Annotated in this window: 15 protein-coding genes and 1 pseudogene; 6 read left to right on the forward strand and 10 right to left on the reverse strand. The window is 63.6% G+C overall.

All coding sequences use genetic code 11. The annotated features are described in order from the left end of the window. Nucleotides 1-13: 13 nt before the first annotated feature. Entirely contained in the window at nt 14-784 is a 771-nt protein-coding gene (locus ACKWRH_RS44540; protein WP_445222590.1) for a helix-turn-helix transcriptional regulator, read from the reverse strand. A gap of 187 nt (nt 785-971) precedes the next feature. Here ACKWRH_RS44540 and ACKWRH_RS44545 point away from each other — a divergent pair, with 187 nt between their 5' ends. From ACKWRH_RS44545 to ACKWRH_RS44570, 6 genes and pseudogenes are all read left to right on the forward strand, one after another. Then, complete coding sequence (locus tag ACKWRH_RS44545; protein ID WP_445218713.1) at nt 972-3,236, forward strand: marine proteobacterial sortase target protein; 2,265 nt, start codon at nt 972-974, stop codon at nt 3,234-3,236. 198 nt (nt 3,237-3,434) lie between these two features. Next, a complete protein-coding gene (locus ACKWRH_RS44550; RefSeq protein WP_445218714.1) occupies nt 3,435-4,004 on the forward strand; it encodes a class GN sortase in 570 nt (189 codons plus the stop codon). A 154-nt stretch (nt 4,005-4,158) separates the two neighbouring features. Beyond that, nucleotides 4,159-5,150: pseudogene (locus ACKWRH_RS44555) on the forward strand (glycosyltransferase family 2 protein). 216 nt (nt 5,151-5,366) lie between these two features. Next, nucleotides 5,367-7,586, forward strand: coding sequence for an acetate--CoA ligase family protein (locus ACKWRH_RS44560; RefSeq protein WP_445218715.1), 2,220 nt, complete (start codon nt 5,367-5,369; stop codon nt 7,584-7,586). A gap of 144 nt (nt 7,587-7,730) precedes the next feature. Beyond that, nucleotides 7,731-8,558, forward strand: coding sequence for an MlaD family protein (locus ACKWRH_RS44565; protein ID WP_445218716.1), 828 nt, complete (start codon nt 7,731-7,733; stop codon nt 8,556-8,558). A 115-nt stretch (nt 8,559-8,673) separates the two neighbouring features. Further along, a complete protein-coding gene (locus ACKWRH_RS44570; RefSeq protein ID WP_445215716.1) occupies nt 8,674-9,756 on the forward strand; it encodes an ISAs1 family transposase in 1,083 nt (360 codons plus the stop codon). A 189-nt stretch (nt 9,757-9,945) separates the two neighbouring features. Here ACKWRH_RS44570 and ACKWRH_RS44575 read toward each other — a convergent pair whose 3' ends face one another. From ACKWRH_RS44575 to urtA, 9 genes are all read right to left on the reverse strand, one after another. Continuing rightward, a complete protein-coding gene (locus ACKWRH_RS44575) occupies nt 9,946-13,080 on the reverse strand; it encodes an autotransporter outer membrane beta-barrel domain-containing protein (protein WP_445218717.1) in 3,135 nt (1,044 codons plus the stop codon). 187 nt (nt 13,081-13,267) lie between these two features. After that, a complete protein-coding gene (locus ACKWRH_RS44580; RefSeq protein ID WP_445218718.1) occupies nt 13,268-14,308 on the reverse strand; it encodes an aliphatic amidase in 1,041 nt (346 codons plus the stop codon). 55 nt (nt 14,309-14,363) lie between these two features. Further along, entirely contained in the window at nt 14,364-14,741 is a 378-nt protein-coding gene (locus tag ACKWRH_RS44585) for an FmdB family zinc ribbon protein (RefSeq protein WP_445218719.1), read from the reverse strand. 94 nt (nt 14,742-14,835) lie between these two features. Then, complete coding sequence (gene fmdA, locus ACKWRH_RS44590; RefSeq protein ID WP_445218720.1) at nt 14,836-16,065, reverse strand: formamidase; 1,230 nt, start codon at nt 16,063-16,065, stop codon at nt 14,836-14,838. Between the two features lie 28 nt (nt 16,066-16,093). Beyond that, the gene (urtE, locus tag ACKWRH_RS44595) at nt 16,094-16,783 is read right to left on the reverse strand and encodes an urea ABC transporter ATP-binding subunit UrtE (protein ID WP_014491165.1); all 690 of its coding nucleotides are present in this window, start codon (nt 16,781-16,783) and stop codon (nt 16,094-16,096) included. Nucleotides 16,784-16,793: 10 nt separating this feature from the next. Beyond that, nucleotides 16,794-17,549 (reverse strand): urea ABC transporter ATP-binding protein UrtD, encoded by a 756-nt coding sequence (urtD, locus tag ACKWRH_RS44600; RefSeq protein WP_212487783.1) that lies wholly within the window; start codon nt 17,547-17,549, stop codon nt 16,794-16,796. Nucleotides 17,550-17,613: 64 nt separating this feature from the next. Next, the gene (gene urtC / locus ACKWRH_RS44605; protein WP_445218721.1) at nt 17,614-18,756 is read right to left on the reverse strand and encodes an urea ABC transporter permease subunit UrtC; all 1,143 of its coding nucleotides are present in this window, start codon (nt 18,754-18,756) and stop codon (nt 17,614-17,616) included. Nucleotides 18,757-18,773: 17 nt separating this feature from the next. Then, nucleotides 18,774-19,700 carry an urea ABC transporter permease subunit UrtB gene (urtB, locus tag ACKWRH_RS44610; protein ID WP_014491162.1) on the reverse strand — a complete coding sequence of 309 codons (927 nt, stop codon included), beginning with the start codon at nt 19,698-19,700 and terminating at the stop codon, nt 18,774-18,776. A 124-nt stretch (nt 19,701-19,824) separates the two neighbouring features. Further along, complete coding sequence (gene urtA, locus ACKWRH_RS44615; protein ID WP_445218722.1) at nt 19,825-21,084, reverse strand: urea ABC transporter substrate-binding protein; 1,260 nt, start codon at nt 21,082-21,084, stop codon at nt 19,825-19,827. Between the last annotated feature and the right edge of the window lie 129 nt (nt 21,085-21,213).

The following is a 21,213-nucleotide window of genomic DNA, read 5'->3' on the forward strand; positions in this document are numbered from 1 at the left end:
TCTTTCTCGCGGACTATACCGACAGAAACAACGCGAACGATTCCTCCACCGTGCGGCGCAGATGCTTTCCATACAATGCGTGGTTGGCATCGTCGGGGCCAACCCGTCCCAGCGACGGCTTCGCGACGTTGCGGAGCGGCACATAGGCGATCGGCGCCGCGATCGGCGTCAGTTGCGAGCCGGATCCGGCGCGAAGCGTCGAGATGATGCCGTACATCTCGCCGGCAACCGTCGGCCGCGACACCGTGATCACGCGATGCTGGCCGTGCTTGATGATGACGAGATAGATGAAGCCGGACTGATGCGGCACCGCAACCTCGCCGGTGTGCTCATAGGCGGCATCGGTTCGCTCGCCCTCGCGGAACACCAGTGAAGACACCTTCGGCTCCCAGACGATCTCGGTGCGATAGGCGAAGATCGCGTCCTTGTCGCCGAAGGACGGCCGCAGCGTGATGTAGACGTCCTCGAGCCAGGTCACCGCGCGATGCGCATAGGAGCCGAGGCTGTCGGGCGCGACATCGTTTGCGGCCGGAGGCGTCACCACGGCGGCGCTTTTACGCAAGGAGACGCCCAGCGCCTGCTCCAGCCGCACCGTCGTTGCCAGCGTGAACGGCCGCCGGCCACCGAGCACCTTCTCCAATGTCGACAGGCTGAGCTTGGCCTGCTCGGCCAACGCCTGCCGGGAAATCCGGCGCCTGGCGAGCTCCTCGCGAATGGTCTCCGCGATCTCGCGGCTCTGCTCGTCCGAAAGCTGCCCGTCGGTGACTTTATCCTGCGTCTGCATCATCAACCCTGCTCCACGGACGCCAGTCTAGCAGGGCGGACAAACCAGCACAAAACCGTACATGGCCATCCCGGCCGCGGCCCGCCCGGGCCGGCCGCGGCGGAACATTGCCGATCATTCTGCTCGCGCATTCAGGCGCTCCCGACGGATGCTCCGAGCCAGCAAACACCCTTCGGGAGCAGGCGAAATGGATACCTACGACACAGCCGACAGCGACGAGCACCCGATGCTGGGGCGGCTGATCAAGCTCGGATTGTTTCTTCTGGTGCAGGGCATCGCGGTGATGCTGGTCGCCTTCGTGGCCCTGCTCGTGAGTTTTGAGCCCGGATGGTCGGCGACGACGGAGCAGGCCAGCCTGCTCCAGCCCGGCGATGCCAAATCCGGCACCCTGCTCCTGAAGGAGGACGGTGCCACCACGGAGGCGATCCGCCTCGGCATCGACGTCGACATCACGGTATCAGGCCCGACGCTGCGCGCCCGCGTCACCCAGGTCTTCCGCAATCCGACCAAGGACTGGGTCGAGGCGACCTACGTTTATCCGCTTCCCACCGGCGGCGCCGTCGACACGCTGAAGATGGTGGTCGGCGAGCGCGTCATCATCGGCGACATCAAGGAGCGGCAGCAGGCACGCGTGATCTACGAGCAGGCGCGCCGCGCCGGCCAGAAGGCCGCGCTCACCGAGCAGGAGCGGCCGAATATCTTCACCAATTCGATCGCCAATATCGGTCCCGGCGAAACCGTGCTGGTGCAGATCGAATATCAGGAGCCGGTGCACCAATCCGGCAATGAATATTCGCTGCGGCTGCCGCTGGTGGTCGGGCCCCGCTACAATCCGGCGCCGATCGTGCAGAGCGTCGACTTCCGCAAGGACGGCTCGGGCTGGGGCGCGACCAATTCGGAGCCGGTGCCGGACCGCGACCGCATCTCGCCGCAGGTAGCGGATCCCGCCAGGAACGCGCCGGTCAATCCGACCAGCATCACGGTGCGCCTGAAGGCAGGCTTCGCGCTCGGCGAGGTCAGGAGTCACCACCATAACGTCAAGGTCGAGAGCCCGGACAATGCGACGCGAATCGTCACGCTCGCTGACGGCGCGGTGGCCGCCGACCGCGATTTCGAGCTGACCTGGAAGCCGGCCGTGGAGAAGGCACCGTCCGTTGGACTGTTCCGCGAGCGTGTCGGCGATGCCGATTATTTGCTCGCCTTCGTCACCCCGCCCAGTGCCGAGCAGACGACGCAAAAGCCGCTGCCGCGCGAGGTCGTGTTCGTGATCGACAATTCGGGCTCGATGGGCGGTACGTCGATCGTTCAGGCCAAGGCCAGCCTGACTTACGCCCTCTCTCGCCTTCAACCGAACGACCGCTTCAACGTCATCCGCTTCGACGACACCATGGATGTGCTGTTCCCGGCCTCCGTGCCGGCCGACGCCACGCATGTCGGTGAAGCCACGTCGTTCGTCAGTGCCTTGCAAGCCCGCGGTAGTACCGAGATGGTGCCAGCGATGCGCGCCGCGCTGACCGACAAGGCTGGCGACACCAACATGGTCCGCCAGGTGGTGTTCCTGACCGACGGCGCGATCGGTAACGAGCAGCAATTGTTCGAAACGATCACTGCGATGCGGGGCCGCTCGCGCGTGTTCATGGTCGGCATCGGATCCGCGCCCAACACCTATCTGATGACGCGCGCCGCCGAGCTCGGCCGCGGGGCCTTCACCCATATCGGCTCCGTCGAGCAGGTGGAGGAGCGCATGCGCGGCCTGTTCGCAAAGCTGGAAAACCCGGCCGTGACCGGCCTCAGCGTAAAGTTCTCCGATGCCAAGGCGGACGTGACGCCTGCGATCATTCCCGACGTCTATCGCGACGAACCACTGGTGCTGGCCGCGAAGCTCGACAAGCTCGCCGGCTCGCTCGAGATCAAGGGACGCGTCGGCGATCGCCCGTGGTCGGTGACGCTGCCGCTGCAAAACGCCGCCGAAGGCAAGGGCCTGTCAAAACTCTGGGCCAAGCGCAAGATCGGCGACGCCGAGGTGGCGCGTACCATGCGCGAGATGACGCCCGAAGACTCCGACAAGGCGATCCTCGCGCTGGCGCTCGACCATCAGATCGTCACGCGGTTGACCAGCCTCGTCGCGGTCGACAAGACGCCGAGCCGCCCCGAGGGCGAGCTGCTCAAGCTCAGCGAGCTGCCGCTCAACCTGCCGGCCGGCTGGGATTTCGAGAAGGTCTTTGGCGAACGACCGCATCTGACGCCCACACAGTTGCGCGAGCGCCATGCAGATGCGCGCAACCAGCCGGCGACGAGACGGCCGACGCCCGCCGCGCCGGATGCTATCCGTCTGCCCAAGACCGCGACCTCTGCCGAGCTCAAGATGATCGCAGGCTTCATCCTGATCGTGCTCGCCCTGATCCTGTACGTGTTCAACCGGCGTCAGCCCTTGCTCACTGACGCCGCTTGAGAGAGGAGCTCCCCGAACTCCTCTGTTAGCGCGCGCGGCTGCCCGTCCCATACCAACGGCCGCGCGCGCCTTTTTTTAACACGCCGTCACAATCGAATTCGTCATTCCGAGCGAAGCGAAGCAATCCAGAAATCCATCCACCGAGACAGTCTGGATTGCTTCGTCGCTTCGCTCCTCGCAATGACGGGAACTGGCACAATGCCTCGCTTCATCTCCCCCCTCGTTCTGGCACTGATCGGCCTCATCCTGTTCGGCGACGGCGCTTACATCCATGCCAAGGCCTGGTTCGCGCAGGTGCTGCTGGAGCGCGCGTTCGACAGGAGCGTTACGACCGGCGGCGTGGTCAAGCCATGGTCATGGGCCGACACCTGGCCGGTCGCGCGGATCGAGGTGAAGCGGATCGGGGCCAGCGCCATCGTGCTGGAAGGCACCAGCGGCCAGGCCCTCGCTTTCGGACCCGGCCATATCCACCAAACGGCTGATGCCGGCGAGCGCGGCATTGCCGTATATGCTGCGCACCGCGATACACATTTCCGCTTCCTGCGGAATGTCGCCATTGGTGACGTAATCGATGTCACGCGCCGTGACGGAAAGCACTTTCGCTATCGGGCGGATTCCACCGCTGTGGTTCGCTTCGATGAGTCCGGCATCGATCCCGCGGCGCAGGATGTCGAGCTGGTGCTCACAACCTGCTGGCCCTTCGACGCCGTCACGCCCGGACCCGAGCGCTACGTCCTGCATGCCACCTTGATCGAGACCGGTGAATAGCGGTTCGCAATCGGCCATCCGGGATCGATGGAGACCGCGCCGAACAGCCGGGCAACCGCGCTTGATGGAGCCGCTGAACTGGCGTCGTCCCCCATAGACCTGTAAGAATGGCCAATTGATCTTTTGACGCTGCAAATTTTCAGGACAACCTGTAATGGACGACGAGTTCAGGCAGCGCCTCGAACAGCGGCTGGAGCAACTCGAAAATCGTGTCGCGCTCCTCGAACGGAATCAGGACCTCATTGCTGCCGGACAAAGACGATCCTCGCTGCGGAGCCTCTGGCGACGTCCGCCGATGTGGACCTTCGAGCAATATCCGCCGCGCCTGCTCAACCTGACTGCCTTCCCGCTCGCGCCTGCGATCCCGGCGAATGCGCCGCGGATCGCGATGGTCACGCCGAGCTACAATCAGGCGCAATATCTCGACGCCACGATCGAGAGCATCGTCAGTCAGAACTATCCGAAGCTGACTTATCACGTGCAGGACGGCGCCTCGATCGACGGCACGCTCGATCTGCTGAAGAGCCGGGGCGAAGGCATCAGTTGGACGAGCGAGCCGGACAAGGGGCAGTCGAACGCCATCAATCTCGGCTTCGCCGGTGCCGATTGCGAGATCATGGCCTATCTCAACAGCGATGACATGCTGCTGCCGGGAGCGCTCGCCTATGTCGCCCACTACTTCAGGCGCATCCCGCTGTCGACATCGTCTACGGCCATCGCGTCTTCGTCGACCGCGAGGGGCTCGAGGTCGGACGCGCCGTGCTGCCGCCCCATGACGGCAAGGCTTTGCAATATGCCGACTACATCCCGCAGGAGACGATGTTCTGGCGCAAGCGCGTGTGGGACAGGATCGGGCCCATCGACGAGAACTTCCACTACGCGATGGACTGGGATTTCATCCTGCGGGCGCAAGCCGCGGAATTCAAGTTCGTGCGCCTGCCGCGATTTCTCGCCTGCTTCCGCATCCACGATGCACAGAAGACGGCTTCGACCTACGCGCTCGGCGTCAGGGAGATGGGCGTCCTGCGGCGCCGCGTTCTCGGCTTCGATCCGACGCAGATGCAGATCCGTCGCGCCATCGCTTCCTATCTCGCGAAGCAATTGGCCTATCACTACGCCTACAAGCTGCGCCTGCTGCGTTACTGAACGACAGCAGAGGCATGATCACGATTTGAATGAATGAGCGTCACGGAGTCGTGGCACGTGGCCCGATCGTTCGCACTTTCGCCAAAAGTCTGGTGATGCTAGCCTTGTCGCGAAGCACCCGCCATTCCGCCACGCGGCATGGAGCCATCACGATCAGTCCCGCCAGACGCCGGCGCAGGACAGCGCTGCAACAAGAACAAGAGGTGAGGAAGCGCCATGGAAGCCAAGGTATCTGCTGCGTTCGTTTCTCCGCATCCATGGTCTCCAGCGCCCGATGCCAGCGACATCGTCAAGGGCATCCACGCCATGCTGCACCCGCACAACATCGTGCTGGTGGGCGCGACCGACAAGCCCGGCAATTATGCCGAGCGCATCTGGAACAACCTCGTCAAGTACGGCTACGAGGGCGGGCTCTATCCGGTCAACGCCAGGCGCGAGACGATCTGGGGTGTGCCCTGCTACAAGGATTTTGCGAGCCTCCCGGAAAAGCCCGATCACGTGCTGGTGCTGGTGCCCGCGCGCTTTGCCGTGCAGGTGATCCGCGACGCCGCCGCCGCCGGCGCGCGCTCGGCCACCATCGTCACTTCGGGCTTCAGCGAGCTGCAGGATGAGGAGAGCCAGAAGCTCGCTGCCGAATTGCAAGCCGCGATACGCGAAACGGGGCTCGCCGTCACCGGCCCGAACTGCCTCGGCAATTTGAGCGCGGGCGAAAAGCTCTTCACCAATATCGACGACCGTGTCGTCACCATGGAACAGGGTGCGGTGGCGATTGCCGGGCAATCCGGCGCCATCGTGATGGCGATCCGGCAGGCGCTGGAGGATCGCGGCGTCGGGGTCGGTTACATGGTGACGACCGGCAACGAGGCCGGGCTCGAGACGCCGGACCTGATGCGCTATTTCGCCGAGGATCCGAGCATCAAGGTCATCGTGGTCTACCTCGAAGGCGTGCGCAACACCAAGGCGTTTCGCGACGCCTGCAAGGCCGCGCGCGCGGCAAGCAAGCCGGTCATCGCACTCAAGCTCGGTTCGTCCGAGGGCGGCCGCGCCGCGGCGATGGCGCATACCGGCGCGCTCGCGGGCTCAATCGAGACCTTCGACGCCATCGCGACCCGTGAAGGAGTCATCCGCGTCGGCGGGCTCGACGAGCTGATCGAGACCACTGAATGCTTCGTTCACGCGGCCGTGCCCAAAGGCGACCGGCTCGCCGCGGTCACGCTATCAGGCGGCAAGCGCGGCATGCTGCTTGACGCCTTCTATGCAGAAGGCCTGAACTTCGCGCCGCTGAGCCCGCACGTCGGGTCCGAACTGGCGGAGATGCTCGGGCCCGGCTCGATCGTCGGCAATCCGCTCGATGCCGGCTTTGCCGCGGTGGTCGATCCCTCCGTCTACATGAAGTCGATCGAGCTGATGATCGACGACCCCGATATCGACATCGTCATCATCGATGCCGAGCTGCCCAAGGCGCCGCACGAACTGCGTGAACGCAATTTGCGCATCGTCGACGAGATGGCGAGCCGGGCGTCGAAGCCGGTGATCTATATCAGCGCGATGTCGATCGGCTTCACCGAATTCACCAAGGGCCTGCGCAAATCGCTACCCCATCTCGCGGTCATGCAGGGCATGGACCGTGCGGTGACCGCGATCAACTCGCTGCTCGCCTATGCGAAGCTGCGCAAGGAAGTGCCCGACATCGTCTCGAGCTCGAAACCTGCCGCCCGCGCCGTGCTGGAGAAGGCGCTGAAATCGGCGAGCGGTGCCGCGCTCGACGAGGTCGCCTCGAAGAAGCTGCTGAAGGCCTATGGCATCCCGGTCTCGAAGGAAGCGATTGCGCAGACGGCGGCGGACGCCGCGAAGATCGCGAAGCAGATCGGTTTCCCGGTCGTGGCAAAAGTCGTCAGCGCCGAGATCCTGCACAAATCCGACATCGGCGGCGTGGTGCTGAACCTCAACAGCGCAGCCGAGGTGAAGAAGGCATTCGCCGACATCACCGCGCGGGTGGCGAAGTTGAAGGGAAAGCCGAAGCTCGACGGCATCCTGATCGCGCAGCAGGTCGAGGCCGATCTCGAGCTCGTGGTCGGCGCCTCGCTCGATGCCGAGATGGGTCCGGTCGTGCTGTTCGGCACCGGAGGCATCGACATCGAGCTGATGAAGGACGTCGCGCTCGCCGGCGCGCCGCTGGACGAGGCCGAGGCCCGGCTCCTGATCGGCCGCACCAAGGCCGGCATCAAGATGCGCGGCTATCGCGGCAAGCCGGCCCTGCACGAGGCCTCCGCGGTGAAAGCGCTGGTCGGCCTGTCCAACCTGATCGCAGATGCTGGCGACCGGATCGCCTCGATCGACGTCAACCCGTTCCTGATCAATACCAAAACGGGCGTCGCCGTCGACGCCCTGATCGTATTGAACAATGCTGCGGCAAAACGCGCGGCAGGGCATTGATGTCGCGTAAGACGGATTGGCGGGTTACGCTTCCGCCTTCGCTCTTCGAGCTACGGCGGACAAGTCGTTAACCCGCCCGCTCTAGTATTGCGGCCGCAGCATCGTCCTTCCAACCATCCCGCTTTGGCCGTAAAATCGCCCTGCATGGCACGCGCGAGCAACCTCGTAATCGGAACGGCGACGCTGGCGGTCATCGCCGTGGCGTTCGGCGGCGTGCTCGGCGTGCAGAAATGGCGCACCGCCCAGAACCGGAGCCAGTTGCGCGTGGTGTTCGAGGGTGGCTCCGCCAGCGGCCTGCGCCGCGGCGGCCCGGTCAATTTCGACGGTGTTCCCGCGGGCCAGATCCTGTCGATCAAGCTGGATAATCCGCGCAAGATCGTGGCGCTGGTGATGCTCGACAACACCGCGCCGATCCGCAAGGACACGGTTGCGGGCATCGAGTTCCAGGGCCTCACCGGCGTTGCCGCGATCTCGTTGATCGGCGGTGCGCCCTCCGCGCCGCCGGTGCCGCTGGATACGGACGGCGTCCCCATGCTGACCGCCGATCTCAGCGACGCCGAATCCATCGTCGACACCCTGCACAGCGTCGATCGCACGATCGTGAGCAACGCCCCTGCGATCAAGGACGGCTTGCGCACGTTCGAGAACTACACCGCCGATCTTAGAAGCAAGGGCGGCGAAATCGACTCCGTCATGGCCAAGGTCGACAGCGCCTTCGCCGGTTTCGACAAGGCGGTCACCAAGATCGAAGGCGTGGTCCCCGGCTTCGCCGACGGCAAGGCCGACGAGCTGTTCGAGAAGATCAGGGGACTGCACGAGCTCGCCGATGCCATGAAGAAGAAGTCGGCTTCTTACGTCGAGGACATCCGCCGCTCGCTGCTCGACGTCAGCGAAGCCGCCAACAAGATGGCTGGCACGCCCTCGCCTGCCGCCGCCCCGCGCCCCCCGCGCAAGCCTTCGCAGAAACGGTGATGCTCTCTTACCCTCCCCCTCCAGGTAGGGGAATCGCATATGGCTGCGGAGGGCTGTTGCCAAGCGGTTGGAACTGGATTCTTTGGGTCTCTCTCGCTTCCCGAGGGAGACCAGAATGCGCCAGCTCAAGCGCCTGCTTCGACCGCTCAAGGATCCTCGCGCCAGCAACGTTCGACACGATCTGGTGGAGATCATCGTCATTGCCCTGGCGGCAACACTGGCCGGCGCCAAGAATTGCACGGAGTTCGAGTTCTTCGGCAAAGGTCGAGAGGAGTTGTTGCGTCAATTCTTGCAGCTCAGATACGGCATTCCCAGCCACGATACGTTCAGTAACGTCTTCCGCGCTCTGGACCCTAAAGGGCTGGAGGCGGTTTTGCGCAAGTTCAGCAAGAGCTTCGGCGTCAAGGGCGTGGTCAGTATCGATGGCAAGGCGTTACGCGGCGCCTTCGCGCGGGGCCGGCAGGCCACGCCGCTGCATATGGTCAATGTCTGGGCGGCAGGCACACGCATGGCGTTGGCTCAGAGGAAGGCTCCCAATCGCAACGAGGTTGCCGGGGTTCTCGAAGTCCTGGCTTTGCTTGATCTGGATGGCGCTCTTGTCACAGCTGACGCCCTGCATTGCCGCCCCGACATTGCCCAGGCCATTCGCGACCGCAACGGGCATTATGTATTGGCGATCAAGAGCAATCGTGGTCGGCTCTTCAAGGCCGCCAAGGCGCTGCTGGACACTGCTCGGAAGCCAGCACGCGCGTCCCAGCCCAAGGCGTCGGCTCACGGCCGCATCGAACGTCGGCAAGCCGTCGTCGCGCCGGCACCGGATTTGGCAAAGCAATACGCCTTCCCCGCGATCGCTGCCGTCGGCCGCATCGACAGTTGGCGCTCCAGCACGGGCAAGACGGCCAAGCACACAGCTCGATACTTTCTGGCCTCACGCCTGCTGCCGGCCAAGAAGCTGCTGGAGGCCGTCCGCGCCCACTGGAGCATCGAGAACAACCTGCACTGGGTCCTTGACGTCCTGTTCGACGAGGATGCCTGCCGCAGCCGCAGGGACCACGCCCCCGAAAATCTTGCCGTCATCCGCAAGCTGGCCATCAATGCCCTGCAAGCCACGCCGGGTCCGGCACGAACGAGCCATAAAATGCTTCAGGCGAGGTGGAACAACGACTTCCTCCTCACTGTCCTTGCTCATATGCGATAGCCCTACCCTGGAGGGGGAGGGTCGGTCGCGCGCAGCGCGAACGGGGTGGGGTGATCTCTCAACTCGGGCAGTGCGAAAAGCGGATAGACTGTCACCCCACCTCGGTTCGCATTGCGCTTTGCTCCATGCGAACCGATCCTCCCCCTCCAGGGGAGGATGGCAGTCTCGCCGTGGCTTGCAGGTCGCGCCCTACCACGCGTAGCGCACGACACCCTTGCCGGCGTAGGAGCGGGTGACGTTCGAGAACTCGCCCTCGAAGGTCGCCGACGCAGACCAGCCATTCATCCAGTTCATCTGCACCGCCGCCGTGGTCAGCGCGGAATCGCGCGCCAGCGCTGCGCCGTTCACGACGAAGGCCGATCCCGGCAGCGTCTGGAACACCGCGCCGACAGTGCGGTCCGGATTGTAATCATGCGCCCAGGCGACGCGGCCGCGCAGGGTCATCAGGCCGCCGGCCGCGGCGAATGATTTGTCTGCGCGCAGGCCGAGCTCGGTGCGGGTGCTGGTCACGTCCTTGGCGGCATAGTTGAGCGCGAAGGTGTTGTTGCCGACCACCGCGAACTCGGAATAGTTCGGAAGGCTGAACAGGGTGGCCTGGGCCGCAGCATAGGGCGTGAGGCCGATCCACTGCGTGGCGTAGCGGTAACCGCCCTCGACACGGCCCGAGAGCGCGTTGGCGTTGAACTGCGCCCGCAGCTGATCGACGCCGGCGGCCGTGACGATGCGGTTGGTCGTGACGTCCTGCCAGCCATAAGCCAGTGCAGCCGTGATATAGGCAGGTCCTGCCGCGTGACGAACGAAGGCGCCGGCCTGGAACAGGTCGGAGCGTCCCCAGCCGAGCCCGTTGACGTTGAAGCCGGTCCCACCGCCGGCAAGCGCAAAACCGGCGATCGTCGACGGCGAGAAGCGATAGTCGAGGCCGACGGCAGTGCCATAGACGCTGCTGGTGGTGTTGTTCGAACCGAGCGCGACATTGCCGTCGGTGGTTTGCGAACCACCATAGCCGGCCGCCCACACATCCCAGCGCTGCTCGAAGGTTGCGGCCGGTGCCTTGCGGTAGATCGAGGCGAAGGCGTCGCGCGCGTTCTTGTCACGCGCGCCCTTGCCGGTCGCGGCATAGGCATTCGCGCCCGGCTCGTCGGCATAGGGCGTCGCACCTGATGTGCCGCTGCGTCCCGAGCCGAAGACATCGGTCAAGAGGCCGAGGAACAGGTTCATCGCATTGAAGGTCGTCTGCTGCGAACCCGTGCCCGATTCGCCGGAGGCCTGGGTGAGGCCGGCCGGCGAGAGGTTCGCCAGCGCCCCCGGAAGGCTGCCGGTGCTGTCGAAATAGCGCGCCAGCGCGTTGGCGACGTTCTGCTGGTTGACGTTGAGGCCGGAGCCGTAATTGAGCGACAGATCCAGGAAGACGTTGTTCGTGTTGTAACTCAGGACGGCCTTCAGATTCGACGAGAGCCCAGCGACGACCGGATTGAAGGCGTCGGGAAGCGTTGCCGCATTCAGGATCGTGTAGTGCTTCGCGATCGAGCCGGTCGGAACGACGACGACGGTGGCGCCGCCAAGCGTCGCTGTGCCGGTTACGACCGTAAAACCATTGCTGGCGCCCGAGACCTGCACCATGTAGCTCGACGCCGATGTGAACGAGAGGTCGCCGGACACGGTGAGCGTTCCGGTCGGATTGCCCGGTGCCAGCGTGCCGCCATTGACGACGGTGTTGCCGACCGTGCCGACGCCGCCGAACGTGCCGCCCGCGGAGACGGAGACAGTGCCGTTGATGGTGCCGGCGAGGAGAAGCGTGCCGCCGAGCACGTTCCAGTCCTGATTGCCCGTGCCGGTGACCGTCCAGGTCGAGCTGTCGACCTTGTTGAAGGTCGAGAAGCCGTCGTACTGAAGGCCAGTGCCGATCAGGTCGAGATTGAACGTATCCTTGCCGGAGCCGCCAAGCTGGAACGTGTCAGTTCCCGATGCAAACACCTGGCCCTTGATGACGCTGCCGGGGCCAAGCGTGAGCGTGTTGGAGCCGCAGCCGCAGAGGTCGATCGCAATGGCACCGGACGCACCGGCATCGATGGTGCCCGAGTTGAAGACGCTGCCTCCACTCACCAGGATGCCTGTGCCGTTGGCGCCGACGGTGATGGTGCCGGTGTTGACGATCTGGTTGGTCGTCGAGAATGCGCTCACGTCGATGCCGACGCCGAACGCGCCGACGGTGATCGTGCCGCTGTTGGTGACGGTGTTGGAGTCACCGAGCACGAAGATGCCCTCGGTAGCATCGGCGCCCGCGATCCGGCCGCTGTTGGTGATCGAGGAGGACGAGCCGCTATAAAGGATACCCACGCCGGTCTGGTCAACATTCACTGTGCCGCTTTGGATGATCGTGGCACGGTCACCCTGCAGCGAAATGCCGGCCGATCCGCTGCCCCCTACCGTGATCGTGCCGCCGTTGGTGATCTTGGAGTCATCGCCCTGCACGGCAATGCCGACGCCGAAATCACCAGCCGTGATCGTGCCAAAATTGCTGGCGGTCTGGAAGTCGCCCTGCATGAAGATGCCGGCGGCGTTCTGCCCGACCGTGATCTTGCCGGTGGCCGTGTTGGTCACCGTGTTGTTGTCGCTGATCGCCATGATGCCGCCGGAGAAGCCGGTGGAATCGCCGACCGTGATCGCGCCGGCATTGGTGACGGTCGCGCCGCCGAACACGAAGATCCCGGACGAACCGTCGACGCCGGTGATCGTGCCCGTCGCGGTGTTGGTGATCGTGTTGTTCTGGGCTGCGAAGATGCCTACGCCCGACGCACCGATCGACAATGCGCCGCTGTTGGTGACGGTGTTGCTGTTGCCGACCGAGATCGCCGCACCGCTGTCGCCCGTCGTGATCGTTCCGGCATTGGTGATGACGTTGTGATCAATGGCCTGGATGCCGAGGCCGTTGTCGAGCACCGTGATGGTGCTGTTGTTGATCACGGTGTTGAAATTTCCAACGGCAATGCCGGTGAGGCCTGAGCCTGCCGACACCGTCCCGTTGTTGGTGACGGTGTTGGAATCGTTGACGCCGATCGAGAGCGCGCCGTTGTCGTTCACGGTCGCGCCGGAGAGCACGTTGACATTGAGGCTGTCGACGCCGGCCCCGGCTTGAAAGCCGTCCGTGTCGGTGCCGCTACAGGTGACGGTTTGGCCGCTCGTGGCCGGATCTGGCGCGCAAGCCGCGTTGGCCGGCGTCGCGCCAAGGCCGAGGCCAACGATGACGAGCGATGCGCCGGCGAGCGACGCAGCGCCGGATCGGCGCGGCCGACCCTGCCGCCTCCATAGTCCCTTGCCCCTCACGCCACGCCCCCATTCCCGGCAGTTCCGTGGGGAACTTAGGCCATGACGAGGCTCCGTAGAACCAAGGCGCCGCCCGAATGCGTCCGTTTGACCCACAACCGAGGCAGAATCCCGCGGTCATGTTGCAACCGCGCCACGGTTTGCAGGTCCAGGTTCTCATTTTGCGCAGAAAGCGCGCCGCAACGGCTCAATAGTTGCTCGGGGCCGACCCATTCGGGATGCCGTCGATCGGACATTCCTCCGTCCCTGGCGTCGAACGGGTCATCGCCTCGACCATGTCCCGCGTCCCTTCCGGATCGGCGATCCAGTTCTTGTAGAAATCATAGGGGCAGGCCGCGACGCCGCGCGGGCTTTCGCCGGAATTGATCATGCCGGTGTAGCCGCGGTGGACCAGCTTGTAGAGATGGTTCTGCGACTGGCCGTTGCGGCGCGCATCGCGGATCAGATGTTTCGACAGCTGGGCATACTGGATGCCGTAGTCCTCCTCGCCGCACTCGCCGAGCGTACGGCCGTCGAAGCCGATGATCGCGGAGTGACCGAAATAGGAATAGACACCGTCGAAGCCGGCGGCGTTGGCGACGGCAACATAGACGTTGTTGGCCCAGGCCATCGCCTTGGAGATCATGACCTGCTGCTCCTTGGCCGGATACATGTAGCCCTGGCAACGCACGATCAGCTCGGCCCCCTTCATGGCGCAGTCGCGCCAGATCTCCGGAAAGTTGCCGTCGTCGCAGATGATCAGGCTGACCTTCATCCCCTTCGGGCCGTCGGAGACATAGGTGCAATTGCCGGGATACCAGCCCTCGATCGGCACCCATGGCATGATCTTGCGGTACTTCTGGACGATCTCACCCTTGTCGTTCATCAGGATCAGGGTGTTGTAGGGCGCCTTGTGCGGATGCTCCTCGTGGCGTTCACCGGTCAGCGAGAACACGCCCCAGACCTTCGCCTTGCGGCAGGCCTCCGCGAAGATCGCGGTCTCTTCACCTGGCACCGCCGAGGCCGTCTCGTACATCTCCTTGGAGTCGTACATGATGCCCTGGGTCGAGTATTCCGGGAAGATCACGAGGTCCATGCCGGGCAGGCCCGCCTTCATGCCCACCAGCATGTCGGCGATCTTGCGGGCATTGTCGAGCACCTCGGCCCTGGTGTGCAGGCGGGGCATCTTGTAGTTCACCACTGCAACACCAACCGTGTCGTTGCTGCTGGAAATGTCGCCGTGAAGCATTTTGAGCGCTCCTGTCGTTTATTTGTTTGAGGTTTCGACCGATCAAGCGGCCGAGTTAGTGGCTGATCATCCAGGGGCGCGCGGTCGGAAAGCCCTTGGCGCCGCTCCTGGTCTTGGTCATGAGTCGCGCTGGCTTCTTTCTGTCCGACGAGCTCTTGTCCTTCACGGTCTTGCCCGACGAACAGCAACCGCAGCCGGGACCGTGCGAGGCCTTGTATTGCGCGAGCGTCTGCGGCGCATGCGAGCTGCGCTCGTTGACGGCGTGCGCCTTGCGCTTGTCCGCCGGCATGCAGAAGAAATTCGGTGCGGTCAGGATCACGCGCGGCGCCATCGTTTCGCAATGCGGGCAGTTTTGCGGATCGTCGCATTCCGCCATCGGGCGCAGGTCCTTGAAGGGTCCGCAATCGTCACAGAGATATTCATAGACCGGCATCGCATCATCCCTACGCTGTTGCCTGTGAGAGAATTCCCGCGGCGGATGCGGGGCGGCAGAGTCGCGCCGTCCCGCATCCCGTCGCGCAGAGAGACTATTTGTCCGGCGAGATCGGCATCTGGATATCGCCGGTGATGTGCTTGATGGGCCCTGCCGCCGACGGCATCACGTCGAAGTCGAAGATCTCGGTCGGCAGCCACAGCGTGGCGCAGGCATTGGGAACGTCGACCACGCCGGAGATGTGACCTTGGCACGGCGCGGTGCCGAGGATCGAATAGGCCTGGGCGCCGGAGTAGCCGAACTTCTTCAGATATTCGATCGCGTTGAGGCAGGCCTGACGATAGGCGATGTGGACGTCGAGATAGTGCTGCTTGCCTTGCTCGTCGACCGAGATGCCCTCGAAGATCAGATAGTCCTTGTAGTTCGGCGTGATCGGCGACGGCTTGAAGATCGGGTTCTTGATGCCGTACTTTGCCATGCCGTCCTTGATCACTTCGACCTTCAGATGCAGCCAGCCGGCCATTTCGATGGCACCGCAGAAGGTGATCTCGCCATCGCCCTGGCTGAAGTGCAGGTCGCCCATCGAGAGACCGGCGCCGGGCACGTAGACCGGGAAGTAGATCTTCGAGCCGCGGGAGAGATCCTTGATGTCGCAATTGCCGCCGTGCTCGCGCGGCGGCACGGTGCGCGCGCCCTCGGCGCCGATCTTGACCTTGACGTCACCCTTGGCGCGGCCGCCATGGGCGGTCGGCGCGAATGGCGGATTGGCGAGGCCGGGCACGCGGGTCGGGTTGGTCGAGATCAGCTCGGCCTCACGCTTGTTCCAGGTTTCCAGCATCTTCGGATCGGGCAGGCAGCCGATCAGGCCGGGATGGATCAGGCCTGCGAAGTTGACGCCGGGCACATGGCGGGACGAGGTGTAAAGACCCTTGATGTCCCAGATCGACTTCTGCGCCAGCGGGAAGTGATCGGTGAGGAAGCCGCCGCCGTTCTGCTTGGAGAAGAAGCCGTTGAAGCCCCACAGGCTCTCTTTCATCGGACCGACGTCGAGCAGATCGACGACGAGGAGATCGCCGGGCTCGGCGCCCTTGACGCCGATCGGGCCGGAGAGGAAGTGCACGATCGAGAGATCGATGTCGCGCACGTCGTCGGCGGAATCGTTGTTCTTGATGAAGCCGCCGGTCCAGTCATAGGTCTCGATGATGAAGTCGTCGCCGGGATTGACCCAGGCCACGATCGGGATGTCGGGGTGCCAGCGGTTGTGCACCATGTCATTATCGTAAGCCGATTTGGTGAGATCGACCTTGATCAGTGTCTCTGGCATCGAGATGCTCCCCTTTTTACACGGTTGGTTAGACGGACAGATATTTCGAGACCTGCGCGGCATCGACGGCGTCGCGCGGATCGTCGCGCACGATCTCGCCGTTCTCGATCACCAGCACGCGGTCGGCGATGTCGAGCGCGAAGCTCAGGACCTGCTCCGACACCACGATCGAGAGCCCCTTTTCGTCGCGGATGCGCTTCAGCGTGCGCGCCATCTCCTTAATGATCGACGGCTGGATGCCTTCGGTCGGTTCGTCCAGCAGCAACACTTTCGGCTTGGTCGCGAGCGCACGCGCAATCGCGAGCTGCTGCTGCTGGCCGCCGGAGAGATTGCCGCCGCGGCGGCCCTTCATTTCCAGCAGCACCGGAAACAATTCGTAGATGTCGGCCGGCACTTCCGATCCGCCGGAGACGACGAGGCCGGTCTCGATGTTCTCCTTCACCGTCATGGTCGAGAAGATCATGCGGCCCTGCGGCACATAGGCGAGCCCCTTGGCGACGCGCTCGTAACTCGGCAGGCCGCCGAGCTCGGCGCCGTCCATGGTCACCGAGCCGCTCTTGGCCGGCAGGATGCCCATCAGCGACTTCATCAGCGTGGTCTTGCCCATGCCGTTGCGGCCCATGATCGCAACGATCTCGTTGGGCGCGACCTTGACGTTGAGCCCGTGCAGCACCTCGCTCTGGCCGTAGGCGACGTGAAGATCGGAAATAGCCAGCATCGTCGCGCTCCTAATGACCGAGGTAAACTTCAACGACCTTGGGATCGTTCTTCACCTTCTCCATCGTGCCCTCCGATAGGATCTGGCCCTGGTGGAGCACGGTGACCTTGTGCGCGATGTCCTCGACGAACTTCATGTCGTGCTCGATCACCAGCACCGAGCGGTTCTTGATGATGCGGTTGAGCAGCTCGGCGGTCTTGGCGCGCTCGGACACGCTCATGCCGGCGACGGGCTCATCCAGCATCAACAAATCCGGGTCCTGGATCAGCAACATGCCGATCTCGAGCCACTGCTTCTGGCCGTGGCTGAGCAGATCGGCATTCACGTTCAGTCGATCCTTCAGGAAGATCATCTCGGCGACCTCATGCACCCGGTCGCGCACGGCGGCGTCGCGGGTGAAGGTCAGTGCACCGAACACCGAGCGGCCGCGCGGATAGGAGATCTCCAGATTCTCGAACACCGTGAGATCGTCGTAGATCGAGGGGTTCTGGAACTTGCGGCCGACGCCGGTCTTGACGATCTCGTTTTCCTTCATCCGCGTCAGCTCCTTGCCACGAAACTGGATCGAGCCGGACGTTGCTTTGGTCTTGCCGCAGATCAGGTCGAGCACGGTGGTCTTGCCGGCGCCGTTGGGACCGATGATGACGCGGATCTCGTTCTCGTCGACGTAGAGGGAGAGATCGTTGACCGCCTTGAACCCGTCGAACGACACGGTCAGTGCCTCGACGGCGAGCAGGAATTCCTTGGGCTGATGACCGACGAGCATGATCTATCTCCTCACTGCCAGCGTGGCATCGGCATCGTGGTGACCTACGAGCATGATGACCTCCTCACTCCGCAGGGGCGCCGTCGGCGACCGAGCTGTCGGTCCACCCTTCAGGTTTCGGTTTGCGCGACGCGATCAGGCGATCGATGCGCGGCTGCACGTAGTCGCCCCAGATCCCGGCGAGACCGTTCGGGAAGGCCAGCACCACGGCGATGAACAATCCGCCGAGGCCAAACAGCCACAATTCGGGAAAGGTTTCCGACAGGCTGGTCTTGGCGAAGTTGACCAGCAGCGTGCCGTAGACCGCGCCGAGGATCGAGAGCCGGCCGCCGACCGCCGTGTAGATGACCATTTCGATCGACGGCACGATGCCGACGAAGGACGGCGACATGAAGCCGACATTGAGCGCGAACATGGCGCCGCCGATCGCGGCGAACACGGCGGCAATGCAGAACGCGAAGATCTTGAAATTCGCGACGCTGTAGCCGGAGAACCGGACCCGGTCCTCCTTCTCGCGCATCGCGACCAGGATGCGCCCGAGCTTGGAGTGCCGGACGAACTGCGCGATGATGATGCAGGCGAACAACAGTCCGACTTCGAAGAAGTACAGCACGATCTTGGCGTGGTCGGGCCGGATGTCCCAGCCCTTCAGCGTCCGCAGGTCGGTCATGCCGTTGATGCCGCCGGTGTAGCCCTGCTGTCCCACGATCAGGATGGTGAGGATGGCCGCGACCGCCTGGGTGATGATGGCGAAGTAGGTGCCGCCGACCCGGCGCTTGAACATCGCGGTGCCGATGATGAGGGCGAAGATGCCAGGCACGAGAATGATGGCGGCGATCGTGAAGGTGAGGCTGCTGAATGGCTTCCAGAACAGCGGCAGCGCGGTGATCTGATTCCAGTCCATGAAATCGGGAATGCCGGGTGTCGACTGGATCTTGGTATTCTCCACGCTCGAGGCCTCGAGCTTGAGGAACATCGCCATGCAGTAGCCGCCGAGCCCGAAGAACACGCCCTGACCGAGGCTGAGAATGCCGCCATAGCCCCAGCAGATCACCAGCCCAAGCGCGACGAAGGCATAGGTCAGGTATTTCGCGACCAGATTCAGCCTGAAGACATCGAGTGTGAGCGGCAGCACCACCACCAGGAAGACCGCGAGCACCAGAATTCCGATGAACTCCGATCGGTTGAAGAAACGATTGTCGGTCATTGCATCAGCCCCAGTTCTCACTTGCGGACCTTGAGGGCGAACAGCCCTTGCGGCCGAAGCATCAGGATTCCGACAACCGCGAGCAGCGTCAGCACTTTCGCCATCGAGCCCGACATGAAGAACTCGAGGGTGGATTGCGTCTGCGAGATCGAGAAGGCCGAGGCGATGGTGCCGATCAAACTGGCGGCGCCGCCGAACACGACCACCAGGAACGTGTCGACGATGTAGAGCTGTCCGGAGGTTGGCCCGGTGGAGCCGATCATCGTAAAGGCGCTGCCGGCGACACCGGCGATGCCGCAACCGAGACCGAAGGTGTAGCGATCGACCTTTTCGGTATTGATGCCCACCGCGCCGGCCATGATGCGATTCTGCACGACGGCGCGGACCTGGCGGCCCCAGCGTGACTTGTACATGACATAGGCGACGCCGATGGTGATCAGCACGGTGAGGCACATCACGAAGACGCCGTTGATCGGCACCTCGATGCTGTCGGTGACGTGCAGCGAGCCGAGCATCCATTGCGGCAGCTCGACGCCGACCTCGCGCGCGCCGAACACGGAACGATAGGCCTGCTGCAGCATCAGGCTGAGGCCCCAGGTCGCAAGCAGCGTATCGAGCGGGCGCTTGTAGAGATGCCGTATCAGCACCCATTCCACCAGCATTCCCAGCGCGCCGGATGCGACGAAGGCCAGGATCATCGCCAGGAAGAAGTAGCCGCTGAACAGGCTCGGCAAATAGGCCTGGAAGAAATTCGACGTCATCCAGGTGACGTAGGCCCCGAGGATCATGAACTCGCCGTGAGCCATGTTGATGACGCCCATCTGGCCGAAGATGATCGCAAGCCCGAGCGCCATCAGGACGTAGACCGAGAACAGGATCAGTCCCGCAAAACCCTGCATGACGAAGATGGAGCCAAGATCACCAAGCGAGTAGTCGCCGAACATCGATGTCCTCCGTCAGGGATAAGGTCCCGCGTCGCAAGCAGGTTCGCGACGCGGGGGTCTTGGGCGTGGATTTGCGGTCCACGCCAGGGAGAGGCTTGGGAGAAAGCGCGGCTGATGCCGCGACTTACTGATAGCCCTTGGGGAACGGATCCGGCTCGACGAGATCGGCGGTCTCGTAGATCAGCTCGAACTGGCCATCGAGCTTGGCGCGTCCCACCCGGGTCTTCGACCAGAGGTGATGGTTTTCGTGGATGCGGACATAGCCTTCCGGCGCCCCCTTGAACTCGACGCCCGGCGAGGCCGCCGCGATCTTGTCGACGTCGAACGAGCCCGCCTTCTCCACCGTCAACTTCCACAGCCACGGGCCGAGATAGGCAGCCTGGGTGACGTCTCCGATCACGGTCTTCTCGCCCCACATCTTCTTGAAGGCCGGCACGAAGGCCTTGTTGTTCGGATTGTCGAGCGACTGGAAGTACTTCATGCAGGCATAGGCGCCCGCGATGTTCTCGCCGCCGATGCCGTCGATTTCGTCTTCGGTCACCGAGATGGTCAGCAGCGCCTGCTTGGAAAGGTCGATGCCGGCGGCCTTGAGCTGCTTGTAGAACGCGACGTTCGAGCCGCCGACGACGTCGGTGAAGATCACGTCGGGCTTGGTCAGCTTGATCTTGTTGATGACCGAGTTGAACTGGGTGTTGCCGAGCGGATAGTACTCCTCGCCGACGACCTTGCCCTTCAGCACGTTCTCGACGTGCTTGCGCGCGATCTTGTTCGAGGTGCGCGGCCAGATGTAGTCGGAGCCGATGAAGAAGAACGACTTGGCGCCCTTTTCCTTGGCGATCCAGTTCAGGCCGGCGAGAATCTGCTGGGTCGCCTCCTGCCCGGTGTAGATCACGTTCTTGGACTGCTCGAGGCCCTCATAGAAGGTCGGGTAATAGAGCATGCCGTTATACTGCTCCATGACCGGCAGCACGGCCTTGCGGGATGCCGAGGTCCAGCAGCCCATGATCGCCGCGACCTTGTCGTTGACGAGCAGCTTCTTGGCCTTCTCGGCAAAGGTCGGCCAGTCGCTGGCGCCGTCTTCCTGGATGAACTTGATCTTGCGCCCGAGCACGCCGCCCATGGCGTTGATCTGCTCGATGGCGAGCTTTTCGGCCTCGATCGAGCCGGTCTCGGAGATGGCCATGGTGCCGGTCGCCGAGTGCAGGATGCCGACCGTCACCTCGGTGTCGGTGACCGCCAGGCCCGTGGTGTTGACCGCCGAGGTCGCCGGAGCCTGCGCAAAGGAGGCCCTCGGCAGCATCGTGATAACAGGTACGGCGGCCATTCCCATCAATAGTTTGCGCCGGAGCGGCGACAACAGGCCCTTGCTTGCTTCGTCTGACATGAGCACCCCACTTTTGTTCGAGGACACGCGATTGGTGCCGTGAGGATGGCTCGAATTTGTGCAGCGCAAGCATACGCAAGATCGCGTATACTGCACCGCAAAATACCGACGTAGGCTTCTGGTACGGAA

Source organism: Bradyrhizobium sp. Pa8 (assembly GCF_052588265.1).

Excerpts from the sequence above, each read along its gene's own strand:
- ACKWRH_RS44545 (WP_445218713.1), top strand. The coding sequence starts at position 972 with ATGGATACCTACGACACAGCCGACAGCGACGAGCACCCGATGCTGGGG.
- urtC (WP_445218721.1), bottom strand. The coding sequence starts at position 18,756 with ATGACCGACAATCGTTTCTTCAACCGATCGGAGTTCATCGGAATTCTG.
- urtB (WP_014491162.1), bottom strand. The coding sequence starts at position 19,700 with ATGTTCGGCGACTACTCGCTTGGTGATCTTGGCTCCATCTTCGTCATG.
- ACKWRH_RS44550 (WP_445218714.1), top strand. The coding sequence starts at position 3,435 with ATGCCTCGCTTCATCTCCCCCCTCGTTCTGGCACTGATCGGCCTCATC.
- urtE (WP_014491165.1), bottom strand. The coding sequence starts at position 16,783 with ATGCTGGCTATTTCCGATCTTCACGTCGCCTACGGCCAGAGCGAGGTG.
- ACKWRH_RS44580 (WP_445218718.1), bottom strand. The coding sequence starts at position 14,308 with ATGCTTCACGGCGACATTTCCAGCAGCAACGACACGGTTGGTGTTGCA.
- urtD (WP_212487783.1), bottom strand. The coding sequence starts at position 17,549 with ATGCTCGTCGGTCATCAGCCCAAGGAATTCCTGCTCGCCGTCGAGGCA.
- ACKWRH_RS44540 (WP_445222590.1), bottom strand. The coding sequence starts at position 784 with ATGCAGACGCAGGATAAAGTCACCGACGGGCAGCTTTCGGACGAGCAG.
- ACKWRH_RS44565 (WP_445218716.1), top strand. The coding sequence starts at position 7,731 with ATGGCACGCGCGAGCAACCTCGTAATCGGAACGGCGACGCTGGCGGTC.
- urtA (WP_445218722.1), bottom strand. The coding sequence starts at position 21,084 with ATGTCAGACGAAGCAAGCAAGGGCCTGTTGTCGCCGCTCCGGCGCAAA.
- ACKWRH_RS44570 (WP_445215716.1), top strand. The coding sequence starts at position 8,674 with ATGCGCCAGCTCAAGCGCCTGCTTCGACCGCTCAAGGATCCTCGCGCC.
- ACKWRH_RS44560 (WP_445218715.1), top strand. The coding sequence starts at position 5,367 with ATGGAAGCCAAGGTATCTGCTGCGTTCGTTTCTCCGCATCCATGGTCT.
- fmdA (WP_445218720.1), bottom strand. The coding sequence starts at position 16,065 with ATGCCAGAGACACTGATCAAGGTCGATCTCACCAAATCGGCTTACGAT.
- ACKWRH_RS44585 (WP_445218719.1), bottom strand. The coding sequence starts at position 14,741 with ATGCCGGTCTATGAATATCTCTGTGACGATTGCGGACCCTTCAAGGAC.